Source organism: Saccharibacter sp. 17.LH.SD, assembly GCF_009834805.1.
Taxonomy (GTDB): domain Bacteria; phylum Pseudomonadota; class Alphaproteobacteria; order Acetobacterales; family Acetobacteraceae; genus Saccharibacter.
The window spans coordinates 288313-301328 of sequence record NZ_WVHO01000009.1; the positions used below are offsets into that span (position 1 = coordinate 288313).

General features: G+C 48.2%; 11 protein-coding genes, 1 tRNA gene and 1 riboswitch. Of the genes, 1 reads left to right on the forward strand and 11 read right to left on the reverse strand.

The window, feature by feature from the left end; genetic code table 11:
* Positions 1-8 precede the first annotated feature (8 nt).
* Positions 9-476: a Co2+/Mg2+ efflux protein ApaG gene (gene apaG / locus GS501_RS02720; RefSeq protein WP_160830322.1), complete on the reverse strand. Its 468-nt coding sequence runs from the start codon at positions 474-476 to the stop codon at positions 9-11.
* Between the two features lie 102 nt (positions 477-578).
* Complete coding sequence (locus GS501_RS02725) at positions 579-1784, reverse strand: aminotransferase class I/II-fold pyridoxal phosphate-dependent enzyme (protein WP_160830323.1); 1206 nt, start codon at positions 1782-1784, stop codon at positions 579-581.
* A 73-nt stretch (positions 1785-1857) separates the two neighbouring features.
* A riboswitch (SAM riboswitch) is annotated at positions 1858-1937 on the reverse strand.
* A 129-nt stretch (positions 1938-2066) separates the two neighbouring features.
* Here GS501_RS02725 and GS501_RS02730 point away from each other — a divergent pair.
* Positions 2067-2140 (forward strand) — tRNA-Gly (locus GS501_RS02730).
* Positions 2141-2275: 135 nt separating this feature from the next.
* Here the strand turns inward: GS501_RS02730 and GS501_RS02735 are convergent.
* The 9 genes from GS501_RS02735 to GS501_RS02775 all read right to left on the reverse strand — a co-directional run bounded on the left by GS501_RS02735 (position 2276) and on the right by GS501_RS02775 (position 12766).
* Positions 2276-2551 carry a TRL-like family protein gene (locus tag GS501_RS02735; RefSeq protein WP_202405272.1) on the reverse strand — a complete coding sequence of 92 codons (276 nt, stop codon included), beginning with the start codon at positions 2549-2551 and terminating at the stop codon, positions 2276-2278.
* A gap of 157 nt (positions 2552-2708) precedes the next feature.
* Positions 2709-4058: a cytosine permease gene (locus tag GS501_RS02740; protein WP_237442373.1), complete on the reverse strand. Its 1350-nt coding sequence runs from the start codon at positions 4056-4058 to the stop codon at positions 2709-2711.
* 43 nt (positions 4059-4101) lie between these two features.
* Positions 4102-6546: a TonB-dependent siderophore receptor gene (locus GS501_RS02745; protein ID WP_160830325.1), complete on the reverse strand. Its 2445-nt coding sequence runs from the start codon at positions 6544-6546 to the stop codon at positions 4102-4104.
* A gap of 218 nt (positions 6547-6764) precedes the next feature.
* Entirely contained in the window at positions 6765-7679 is a 915-nt protein-coding gene (locus GS501_RS02750; protein WP_237442374.1) for a homocysteine S-methyltransferase family protein, read from the reverse strand.
* A gap of 54 nt (positions 7680-7733) precedes the next feature.
* Positions 7734-8267, reverse strand: a complete 534-nt coding sequence (locus tag GS501_RS02755) for a hypothetical protein (protein WP_160830327.1) — start codon at positions 8265-8267, stop codon at positions 7734-7736.
* 70 nt (positions 8268-8337) lie between these two features.
* Positions 8338-9078 (reverse strand): 2OG-Fe dioxygenase family protein, encoded by a 741-nt coding sequence (locus tag GS501_RS02760; RefSeq protein ID WP_160830328.1) that lies wholly within the window; start codon positions 9076-9078, stop codon positions 8338-8340.
* A 65-nt stretch (positions 9079-9143) separates the two neighbouring features.
* The gene (locus GS501_RS02765) at positions 9144-10394 is read right to left on the reverse strand and encodes an NAD(P)/FAD-dependent oxidoreductase (RefSeq protein WP_160830329.1); all 1251 of its coding nucleotides are present in this window, start codon (positions 10392-10394) and stop codon (positions 9144-9146) included.
* 192 nt (positions 10395-10586) lie between these two features.
* Entirely contained in the window at positions 10587-11825 is a 1239-nt protein-coding gene (gene argJ / locus GS501_RS02770) for a bifunctional glutamate N-acetyltransferase/amino-acid acetyltransferase ArgJ (RefSeq protein ID WP_160830330.1), read from the reverse strand.
* A gap of 2 nt (positions 11826-11827) precedes the next feature.
* Entirely contained in the window at positions 11828-12766 is a 939-nt protein-coding gene (locus GS501_RS02775) for a peptidylprolyl isomerase (RefSeq protein WP_160830331.1), read from the reverse strand.
* Positions 12767-13016: the final 250 nt, after the last annotated feature.

Sequence of the window (13016 nt, forward strand, 5' to 3'; positions counted from 1 at the left end):
CCTTATTTTTAATGAATCATGCCACTATGATGCGGACTGTCGAGGCTAAATGTTGGAACTGTGGCATCGAAACGCTCACCTGTTTTAGGTGAGAGCATATGATAGAGGCCCTGCATAAAGCCTGTTGGTGTTTTGAGTTCGGCACCAGACGTATATTCATATCGACCTTTTGCAGAGATGACGGGTTGTTCTCCCATCACACCGGGGCCGTTCACGTAATCTACCTTGCCTGTGGCATCAAGAATGGTCCAGCTGCGGGAAAGAAGCTGAAGACTATCTTCGCCGCTATTCTCAATGATGACATGGTAGACCCATGTATAGCGTTGTTCCTCAGGGTCAGAGTGTTCTTCTAGCCAGAAAGTGCGGACACTGACGGTAACGTCACCCGTGCGTGCTGTGTAGCACGGCGGGGCTTTGAGAGCGTCGCTATCGTCTAGATCAGCAAAGAGAGAGTGGCAGGATGATTTGTCAGACATGGTATCTTCTTAGAACCATCCTAGCACTTTGTCAGGTTTCTTCTTTACGATTCAGGGATAATAGGTGCTATGACGCAGCCAAAATATTGCCCGGATGAGTGATTATGAACCTACAGCAAGGGCTGCTTGTGCGCCGCGCGTCACTTCACTGATGAGATCTTCTGGATCTTCAAGCCCAACGGAAAAGCGGATTGAGCCATCTGTAATACGAAGGGCTGCACGTTCCTCTTCCGTGAGTTTTTTATGCGTTGTTGTTGCAGGATGTGTCACAAGGCTGCGTGCATCGCCAAGATTGTTTGAGATTGAGATAATCTCAAAACTGTTCATACAGGCAAAAGCACCCTTTTTCCCATTCACAACATCAAAGGCGATCATGGATCCACCATCGCGCATTTGTTTCTTCACTAATGCAGCTTGTGGATGGTCTTTCCGTCCTGGGTAAATGACTCTCTGTATGCCGGGGAGGGTTGCTAGGGCATCGGCAACAACGGCAGCATTATGGGCCATAGTACGAGCGCGTAGATCGAGCGTCTCTAGCCCTTTAAGAAGAACCCAGGCATTGAAAGGGGAAAGGGTGTTGCCGGTATTGCGTGCAAAAGGTTGGAGTTTCTCGGTAACCCATTTCTGGCTTCCAAGGACAGCGCCGCCCATAACACGCCCTTGACCATCTAAATGCTTGGTACAAGAATAGATCACAACATCGGCACCGAAGTCTAAGGGTCGTTGCCCTACGGGGGTTGCAAAAACATTATCGACCATAAAAATGGCTCCCGCTTTATGCGCACGGTCAGCGATACGCTGGACGTCGAGCACGTCCAACATAGGGTTGGATGGGGTTTCAATCAGAACAGCAGCGGTGGGGCGTGACAGAGCTCTATCCCAGGCTTCATCATCACGGCCATCAATCATCTCTGTCTCGATGCCATAGCTTGGTAGAAGCGTGCTGAGCAGCCAGTGCGTGGAACCAAAGAGAGCTGAAGAAGCAACGATGCGATCACCGGCTTTCAGGTGAGATAATAGAGCGCAAGAGACAGCACCCATCCCGGTGGAGGTTGCGAGGCACGCTTCCGCTCCTTCAAGGAGGGCGAGACGTTCTTGTAGGGTATCAACGGTGGGGTTGCCGTAGCGAGAATATTGAAGGTGATCAATCGTTCCTTCAAAAGTCGCTGCCGCTTGCTCGGCGCTATCATAGACGAAACCAGAGGTCAGAAAGAGAGAATCTGACGTTTCGCTGTAGGGGGTGCGGTTGCGTGCTTCGTGCAGGAGACGCGTGGCTGTACGCCATGTATGTGTTGTTTGCGTGGACATGAAATCCCTCCATGAAAACCTATAGCAACAATGCTACAGACGTTATGGCGGGCCGTGGAAGTCCTGCTCTGCATGTAGAAGAAACAGGGCCTCTTTAGCGCAATTTTTTAACCTCGCCGCAAGCCGGCCGCTCAAATCACGAGGGTACCCTTTGTTCATAAAAAGGCACGGTCCGAGACTATGGAACCCTACTGTAAATGCGTCAAGAAAGTAGATTGAATTTATTGTGTTTTATGGGGGTTGCTTAACACTATAGAGTAATGATAAACGGGCGTTCACATTGCGGGTGTAGTTCAATGGTAGAACGGCAGCTTCCCAAGCTGCATACGGGGGTTCGATTCCCCTCATCCGCTCCAAGTCTTCCCGTGATTTTTAGTATTTTTGTCTACGTCGAGTCACTAGAGATGTATCCCTAGTGGGTTGTCGTTGATTGTGGTTTTCGGCAGACCTCTATTGAGGATCTGCCGAAATATGACAGGTAAGACGTATTTTTACCGGCCGTTAACGTGTGTGCAGCTTGTCTCGTAGAAGGGGAAAAGACCCTTTCTGTGTGTATCAACAGACGAGACTGTTGTTAGTCCACCGTTACGTTTTGCTGCACTGATGGAAGCATCACCGTCTGCATAGACGAAGAGAATGCTCTTGCTGCAAGCGGTACCGTTTTTGGGGCCTGTTGCGAGGGAGGTGGCGTTGACTGGCCCATGTACATTGACGCAGCCAGAGAGTGCCATAAGGACAGCGGCCATGGGGAGGGCTTTTTTCAGCATGTTCATTCCCTAATTTAAAGAAATACAAGACCTTGCAAGCGTAAATACGGGCTTTGTTGCAAAGTGAATTTATTCCTATTAAAGACTTTTCATAAATGCAACATTTAATTGTTTAAAATGACTTTATATAAAGTATAGAGAGATCAACTGGTTAATATTATTGAAATTTTCTATTCATAATAATGTAAGTTATTGATGAGCATATTAGTGAAACGAACCATGAAATATCAACATTATGTAAAGAGGCTAGGAGAGAGCCCTTATAGAAGGGAAGGTTGATAAACGGGATTTCAACTATAACTCCCAGAGAATAGCTTATCAGAGCATAGACATTAACACGCCCATATTGTCCTCCATTCGGTTGGAAAAAAGATGGTACATGGTAGTTGCCATGACGAAGAATGTAAAAATCGACAAGGTTAATGGCTGTCCAGGGTATCATGACGGCCATCAGAATATCTAATAATGCCGCGTAGGCTGTATTAAAGGCTTGTGACATAAAGAGGGCGCTACTGAGCGCAATAACTAATGTCAAAATTCCAATAGAGATTCGCATTGGGGCGCGAGGTTGCCATAGAGGTGCAAATGTATGGAAAAAAGTAATCGTTGATAGCGTGCTACAATAAAGGTCCATTGCATTGGCTAACGCAATGGAAATACCCAGAATCCCTACAATAAGAACACCCCATGCTCCCATGAGAGAATGAATAGCCTCAATGATCGTTGCCGAGGGAGATTGGGCGGCTAAAAAGGCTCCTAGGCTCATGGCGAGGACGGAGCCGCTGACGGTGCCACCATAACAGGCCCAGAATGTTGCACGATATGTTTTTGGATTAGAGGGAAGATAGCGCGAGGAGTCCGATACATAGGGCGCGTATGAAATCTGCCACAAGACAGCGATAGAAAAGGTCTGTGCAAAGCCGGCGACTGTTCCATGAAGATCAGTCATTAGGGTAGCGCCTTGGGTGACGACCCCTTGAATGAAACAAATAATGACAGCGAGGAACGTAAAAAACGTGACGGGTTTTGAGCAGGAGAGAATGAATTTATAACCAAAAATACAAGGGATAAGGCTCAGGAGAGCCATAAGGATAATCGTCGTTTTTGATGTGAAATGGGGCAGGGCGTAATGAATGGCATCACCACCGACAACGCAGTTAGAGGCAACAAAGCCCACATACATAACGATGACCATCGCAACGACTGGCAGCGCGCCCCAGCTGCCGAATTGTCCGCGGCTTTGAATCATTTGTGGCACCCCTAAGGCTGGACCCTGGGCAGCATGTAAAGCCATAAACACACCGCCGATGAGACTGCCTAGAAGGAGTGCTAGGACAGAATTGAGAAAGGATAAGTGCCCCTCCGTCGGGCCAAGAGCGCCGGTAACGACGGTTAGCAACGTCATGTTTGTGCTAAACCAGATCGTAAACTGGTCGCGTGGGCGTCCGTGGCGGCTTTGTGATGGGATTTGGTAAATTGTATGGTGTTCTAGGCTCGCACCCATCATTGTTCCTTATGTCCCAATCGTCCCACGTGGATCGTATTTCCAATTAAAGCGAGATATTGATACGTCCATAATAATATCCGCCAGTCATGGGAATACCTGACGAATTATTATCGTAATGTAACGTACCAAGATAGGAGTTTTCCGGTGGTGTGCGACGTGGGCGTACATTGAAGATATTATTGGCACCAACAGCAACATGTATGCGGCGTGTGGCCTGATAGCCGACCTCCAGATCGGTTAACCAAGCAGGGGGATTCACGAAGTGCCGAAATTGGGTTTGGGAATATTGTAAATTCGCAGGGGCTGAATCTTCATAAGTAAGGTTACTCGTGGTTTGACCATAGCGCGTTTGACGAACATTGACGTTCCATTTTCCGATCGTCCAATAGGCGTTCAGAATGATTTTGCTGCGCGGGGAAGCGGTTGTGAGATAGCCAATTTGTTGCGCATTAAGCTGAGGGTTTCCATTTCCGTCTGTGGCGATATGGTGAATGCGCGTTCTGTTGAGGTTTAAGGCAAGGCTTAGATCGAGGTTACCATAGCGGTGAAGGTGGAGTGGATAACTCGCCATAATATCCAGCCCTTGCGTGCGGGTGCTGGCGCCATTGGTGAAATAAGCCGCTGTGACATTTTGGGGGTCTAAACCACCGGGTAACGTTGCCCCTGTGAGGCCGATGGCATTTTCGGCATTTTCCCCTTGGTAGCTTCCTCCTGGGACGATGCGGTCACGAATGTTAATTTGGTAAGCGTCTATGGTGACATGCAAATGATCAATGGGTTCTAAAACAAATCCACCACTTAAATTGGTAGAGCGTTCCGGTTTCAAAGGACGGGCTCCCAATGAGCTTGCAGCCGTGGAGTTAACGGGGAGGTTTGCAGAAGCCCCGAAAGGTGTCACGTTGAGAGCGCTATAATGCTCTTCTAAAAGTGTAGGAGCACGGAAACCGTTATTGAGGGTCGCTCGTACTGCGATACGCCGATTAAAATCGTAGCGAACGGCTACTTTACCGGTCTGGCTATTTCCAACATCGGTGTAATGTTCATAGCGCCCGCCGAGATCAATATTTAATTTTCGCGTGATATGGATATTCGTATCGACATAGCCTGACCAAACGTCGCGATCCCATTTTCCAGCATTTTCAGGCATCAGGCCTGCAAAACCTTGCGTTCCGCCATCAAGATAAGAAGCAGGGTCGCCAGCGCCAATCCGATATGTATCTAAGCGATGTTGTGCACCGAACGAGAGATCGATTTTTTGCTCATTATTGAGTGAAAAATGCCGGCGAATGGCAAGGTCGTTCGTCCATTGAGCATGTCGAAACGTTTCGGTACGGACTCTGGTAGGCGTATAGCCTGTTGCTTCATAAAGAGCTGGATTCCCCGAGTTTTTGAGGCTCATATGGTCGTCATCAGCACCATAGGTGGAGCTTAAATCCCATCGGAAACCACCCCAAAAATGTCCCTTTAAGCCAAGGGTGAAAGCATAATCTTGTTCTTCGAGTGCTTCGATTGGAACAAAGCCGTCGGGGTATAGCTGTGGAAGAATATGGGGCGTTCGGTAATCTTGAAGGGATTCCCCATGGCGGTGGGCATAGGTTGCGAGGCCATATAATTGTAGGGAGGGTGTAATGTTTTTTCCAAAATTTAGACTAGTCGTTTGACGTGTTTCTTCGGCTAAACTCAGGGCCGGGTCATCCTCTTTGCCTGTGCGGTCATCAATGCCTTTTTGGATGAAATGGTCTGTATGATACATCTGTCCACTGAGGTTGATGTATCCATCATTGCCTAAAGGTAGCCCTCCATCAAAACCGAACTGATATTGCCAGCCATCGCCATTGTAAGCATTGGCCCCTGTTTGGGCATCGGCTTCAAGTTTGTTCGTGGTTTTTTTCAGAACAATATTGATCACGCCTGCAATGGCATCTGCACCATATTCAGAGCCGGAGCCATCACGGAGTACCTCAATATGATCAATCGCTTCTGCGGGGATCATATTGAGATCGACAGGGCTGGATCCTTCTTGTGGGCCTGAATCGGCGTAAATACTTGCCGTTGTATGGCGACGTTTTCCATTGATCAGCACAAGTGTGTGGTTCGGGTTAAGGCCGCGCAGTCGAATAGAAGAGGTAAAAGCGCCCGCATCCCATCCCGCCATGCCAATGGTTACAGAAGGGTTAACGCGAGCGAGGGCATCAGCCAGATTTATTTGGCCTGTACGATGAAGTTCCTTAGCCGAAATAATATCAACAGGAGAAATGCTGGCGCGTGCTCTGCGAAGGATAGAGCTATTGCGCGTTACGACCATATGTTCAGCGGAATGTGCATCAAGGGATGTACGTGGATGCTTCTTTTTTTTTAACGTCGTGGGGCGGTGAATTTTATTTTTGTTGTTATGAGTGTTGATGGATGCATGAAGAGGCATTGCATATGCGCTGGGGAATAGAGCTAACGCAACAGGAACAGCTACAACCCCGCGCAAACGACGCATATTTTCCTCCGATCGTGTGAAGCCAAAAATTATGACGTTTTTATTGCACGATAAAATAATGACAAAAAAGTCATAAAACTAAAATAAATCGTAATTTTTGAATTTGTGCGACTCTATGTGTGAAAAATGTAACGGTTAAAATCGCAGAGATTCCAAGTGTGAGAACATTAAGAAATATAATGAGAGCGTTACGTTCTTAGAAAAGAGTATTGCCTGTGTCAGAGATTATGGGAGAGCTCTTTAATATAGTCAGGACCAATTCCACAACATCCCCCTATAATCGTAGCTCCGGCTTTCTGCCATTCTTGCGCCAATTTACGATAGCGGGTTGTGGTGAGAGATGTATCAAGGGCGCTTATGACTTCATTGGCTTCGTCATGCTTCTCATGGTTATGGTCAAATGCATTAGCGTAAACACCAAGTTGAGGCTTGTGAGGTCCGGTAAATTTGGCGAAGACTTTTTGGGCTTCCTGCAAAGCAGGTAACATGACAGCAGGATCGCTACAGTTAAATAACAAAGCATCAATGCGGAGTTCCAAAGCGGCTTTAATAGCTTCATGGAGGACTTCACCTGACCTCAGTCGAAGGGGATAGGTTTCGTTTCTAGTCGTTTCTAGATGCGTGTCATCTAACGTGAAGGAAAGCCAAAAAGGACGTGGATCATTAAAACCAATAATGCGACGTGCAATACGAGCTTCAACGATGCTGCTTTGTGTTTCGGCGAGCCAGAGATCAACGAAGGGAGAAAGATTGTCTTTCAGAGTAGCAAGAATGGTCTCGGCATAGTGTTTTTGAAAGAGGTCCGGGCGGTATGATCCGCAGACAGGGGGAAGGGAGCCAGCTAAGCGGACTGATGGTTTGCGCGCTTCGGCGATGGCATCACGTGCAAGTTGTCCCGCTAATTGGATGAGATCCTTACCATGTGTCCGGAAACGTTCTTCACCAATATGATAGGGAACCACAGCATAGTTATTCGCGGTAATGACGTGCGCACCAGCTTCTATGAAAGAACGATGCGCTTTTTTTACAAAATCAGGTCCCTTGATAAGGGCGAGAGCAGACCATTCAGGTTGCCGAAAGGGGGCACCTATACGGTGTAGTTCGCGCCCCATGCCGCCATCAAGAATTGTCATGCAGGGTAACATAATAAATAAGCTCTTATTAATGTAGAAGTGCCGTATGGAGTGTTAGGGTATAGTCCCGGACGTGTCTTGGTACGAAGAGCCGTTCCAAACCCACCGATCATTCCCATCGACTAATAAATCATACATGCCGGCATGGTGTGTTGAAAGAACCGCAATGGAGCCGCTAACCGCATCCAAAATAAGCTTCCATCCGGTTTTGTCGTGATAATATACGGAAGTTGTGCAGCCACCTGCGCCACAAAGGCGGGCTGATTGAATTTGAACAAAAAGAGCTGCGTTTGTATCTTTGGTTGTAGCTGAAAGTGGTGCTGATCCAACAAGAATAATAGGCCGTTCATGGTAGCGCGCCGCATCTTTCAGCGTGTCTTTATTAAGTTTTCGGGCTGTCGCGTCGAGAGCACTATCAGGTTGCGTTGTGAGTATGACGGGGCGCGCTGTAGAAGTGTTTTTTTTCTGAGGGACGGCATGGTGGTGACGGCGATGGCGAGCAGACGCATCATGGCTGCCGAAAGTAATAAGGGATGCCGCTCCAATGTAAAGGCACAAAGTAACCCATTTGGGGGGCGCAAACGGCATGCTCGGAATCCTCATTCTATCCAGAAGACGTAGTCCTGGAGATTTTTACTCTAATGCAAGGACCACTATGCTATTCGTAACGGAGCGTTACGACAAGCACATCTCGATAGGCCGGCTTGTTAGGATCCACAGGTTCAACGGCAGTGACGCCATGATATACACGATGATCGTTGACGAAGGCAGCATCCAAAGGGTGCGCTAATGTGAAGGCACCAAGCTGTGTTTTTTGATCCAGGGCATGAATGCTGGTGACGCCTTCTCGAATATTTTCACGACGAATCATGAATACAAACACCCAGTCAACGCCATCGCGGTGCATGCCTTCGGGGGTTGGACGCCCTTGTGTATGTGGATCGGCTTCGATGCGAAATTGATGTACTTCTGCATGCCACGACTGAGGCTTGCGAGTCTCTGGAGTTAATGAATTTGCAACATGCGCTGCCGTTTTAAGAATCGCCGCGAGGGCTGAATGGTTCCCAATTGTGTCTTCAATGGGGGAAAACCAGCGCTCTATGCCGCCATTAAGGAGATTATAATCACGGCTTTGATAGTGTGGTTGATGCTTCTTTCTGGTGACGTGGTCTGTTTCTATCGAAAAAGTAGCGTAACGCCGCCGCCGATAAAGACCACCATCGGCCATATACTGATCGACGCCTAGGTGATTCCAACTATCAGAAAATTGGTCCCAATGGCTTAGGCCATAATGCTGAAGGAGCGCTACAGTCTCCGGGGCAGGAAGGAAAACATAACCTTCCTCTTTAAGCTCAGATGTCACTGTAGCGAGAAGGGATGGAAAAGAAGGAGTCGTCATGAATCTTATATGAGAAGGGAAAACTCATTTCTGCAAGAGGCAAGTTCTCCCTTCACTTTGATTCCTTAACGAGAAGAAGGTGTACCTGGAGCCACCAGGTCGGCGTGATGATAGAAATGTTCATTAAGGGTCACGCGGAGAGTTTTACAAATACCTACCAGCCCATATTGGTGCTGCCGGAAAAGCCCCTCATGGATAAAGCGTGCAAAATAGGCCCCAACACCATGACCACCGAAGCCTTTTTTGGAGGGCCACATCCCCCAGGCATTATAGTTGCCTAATGCGACAACGGCACCGCGATCCTGATACGAGAATGATGGGGGTGTTCTTCCCGTCAAAAGATAAGGCAGGGCGATGCGACCAAGATAACGTCCCTGTTGGCGAGCTGCCTGAGCCGTGGGGGCGACAGGGTCCTTCTCCATGCGAGCGCAATCACCGATGGCGAATATTGAAGGATCCTTTGTCGCCCGCAGCATTGGTGTGACCATAAGCTGCCCAGAACGGCCTAATTCCAACCCTTCAAAAAGAGATGTAGCCTGACTTGCTTTTACGCCGGCCGCCCAGATGGAAAGAGTGGAAGGAATGATACGACCACTCTTCAGGTGAATAGCGTCACCGTCAACCTGAGTGACGACATCATTAGTAATGACATCAAAGCCGAGCTTCTCCAGTTCAGCCTTAGCTTCTTCAGACACAGAGGTTGGAAACGCTGGAATGAGGCGATCCATTGCTTCAATGAGAGTGGGTCGAAGAAGAGAGTGTCGTGCCTCTACACCAAGGCCAGGAGTGCTATCGACAGCTTGACATAATTCAGCAGCAAGCTGAATACCCGTTGCCCCGCCTCCTACGATACTAAACTGAAGGGGTTTTCCCGTTTTTTTGGCATTAAGAAGACCATCACGGAAACGGGCATGCAGGGTATCTGCATCATGAAGCGTATTGAGGAACAAACAATATTCCTCTGCCCCGCGAGTACCGAAGTCGTTGGCGCGGGCACCAAGTGCGGCAATTAAATAGTCATAAGGTATGGATTGACCATTGGCTAACCGAACCTGGCGCTTATCGCGTTCTACAGCTTCAGGAGTGCTTTGGATAAAATCAAACCCGAAGCGCTTAGAGAGCTCAATGAAGGAAAACAAATTTCCACTATGTTCAATGGTGCCGGCTGCGAACTCGTGTAATGCAGGCTTCCAAATATGAACGGGGTTTTGATCAACAAGTGTAACACTAACGTTGCGCTTATGGCGTAGAGAAGTGGCAACTTCTAAACCACCGATACCCCCTCCGAGAATAACAACACGTTTATTGGCAGGCATGGATTGCTCCTCAATTTCCTTTGAACGCGACGAAGCACATTAATATATTTGTGCCTTTGCTACGGGCAGTGCAATCATATACAAACCTGATTAGTGTGATAGGAAGCACTAAATAAATTATTATATAATAGTTGCACATATTGAGATATCTCTCGACCCATTTCCTTCTGTCATGGGTCGAGGTTTTGTTTATTAGCTGCGATAAGAGCCGTTGATGTCGATATATCCGTGGGTTAGGTCACATGTCCAAACGTGGAAACGACCTTGGCCGATACCGAGGTCAGCTGTGATAACAATTTCTTGTTCACGCATATAACGTTTCAGGGCGTCTTCATCATAATCTTGGGAGACACCCCCATCTCTCGCAACCCAATATCCACCTAAAGCGATGGAGAGCTTATCCCGGTCAGCGGGTTCTCCACTTTTTCCTACGGCCATGACGACACGTCCCCAATTGGCATCTTCTCCTGCGATCGCCGTTTTTACGAGAGGAGAGTTTGCGATGGAGAGTGCAATACGGTGAGCAGAATCGTCACTTTCTGCCCCTTGGACTTCAACACGGATAAGTTTAGTCGCGCCTTCGCCATCACGGATGACAAGAAGAGCAAGCTCTTCCATGACGTCTCGGAAAGCATCTTTGAAGGCGCTAAGCTTATTATCATTAATATCTGAAATTTCAGGATGATCGGCTTGCCCCGTGGCGAATGCCATCACCATATCCGACGTGGATGTATCGGAATCGACTGTAATCGCGTTAAAGGTCGAGCCGACATATTCTGTTAGTAAGGCTTGTAGAACTGGTTGAGAGAGTTTGGCGTCTGTCGCGATATAGGACAGCATCGTTGCCATATCAGGCGCGATCATGCCTGAGCCTTTGGCGATTCCCTGAATGCAGACAGGAACATCACCAATGGTTACATCGCGCTGGGATGCCTTGGGGAAAGTATCCGTTGTCATGATCGCGTTCGCTGCGACTTCCCAATTATCCTCGTGAAGTTTTTCGACGGCCTCTGGAAGAGCTTTAAGGATTTTATGGTATGGAAGAGGCTCTCCGATGACGCCTGTTGAGGCTAGAAAAACATCTTCAACAGGACATTTTAAATGGTCAGACAGTTCTGTTGCACAGGCAACAACGGCATCATTTCCTGCTCGACCGGTGAAGACGTTTGCGTTTCCGGAGTTCACCAAAAGAGCACGGGCGTAAGGTGTGTGATCAAGCGCCTGACGGCACCAGGGGATAGGGGCCCCTGGGCAGGTGTTTTTGGTGAAAACGCCTGCGGCCGTCGTTCCAGGAGTGAACTCCATAAGCGCGAGATCTGTACGCCCTTCATAGCGAATATTAGCCGCCACACCACTGAGTCGCACCCCAGCAACTCGTGTGAGTTTTGGAAGAGAACGTGCCAAAGGGGAGCGAGGGTGTGACGTCGCCATGTTTAGTGTGCTCCGTTGCCTGTTGTGTTAACAGGGGTGTTAGGGATGGGCTGCCCCTTCTCATCGTAGTGAGTGATTTTGACCTGGCTTTCTGCGGCGTCAACGATCTTACGTGCTTCTTCACGGATCAAATCACGACGAATTTGGTCACGGACTTGATCGAAGCTCGGGACAGGTGCTGTGCGTGTGCCAAGAACCTGGATGACGTGCCAGCCAAACCGTGTGTGAACAGGCTTAGGAGAAATGGTACCAGGCTTCATAGAGAAGGCGACTTTTGTAAAGTCGGGGATCATATCTTCTCTTTTAAACCATCCAAGATCACCACCATGAACGCCGGTGCTTTTGTCCGTTGATAGCTGTGATGAAAGCTTAGCGAAGTCAGCGCCCTTATTAAGCTTCTTGATGATATCGTTCGCCTGAGCTTCGGTATCAACTAAGATATGACGTGCGTGGATCTCTTCTTCCGGCTTTTTGGAAGCATAGTGTGTTTGATAATAGTTTTTTAAAGCGGCATCATTGACGTGTGGAAGTACTTTTTCTTCCAGGTACGCGTTCTGGAGGACATTACCAGCTGCAGCATCCATCGCCGCTTTAACATCGGGTTTGTCCTGCAACTTCTCTTTTTCGGCTTCAATTTGAATAGCTTTTTGGCTAATTAATTGGTCAATCAAAAGAGGGATTAGGATGCTAGTTTGCAGCTGACGAGCTTGCGGTGGCAAGCTGGCTGCTGCACGCTGAATGTCGGATGCTGTAATTTTTTGGTCGTTAACCGTAGCGATCACCATGTTGGGATCAGTAACAGGCTGTGCTTTCGATGCAGTAGCTGGTGCCTTCGCCGCGCCGGCGGAAGACGAATCTGCATAGGCAATCTGGGATGAAGAAATAAAGGATAGCCCCCCGATGAGAGCTGTGCAGGCGAATAGAGAGCGGGGAAGCCGCATAATTTTACCTCAATGCTTACAGGTAATTAGAAAATTTAACGTGCGAGCACCATGACAAAGCCCGCCCGAGCCTGCAAGAGGGATAAGTCTGCGGCTGCGACAGTATTTTCCTAAATTTATGTCATAATAAAGATGGTCGTTTAATATCCGGAGAGAAGTCTCCCGCATAAAGGGTAACTCTTTCTAGAGCTTAGTGCTTGTTAACGGGCCTGTTTTTTCTTCAAAAAGAGAAAAGAAGAATCATCTCAAT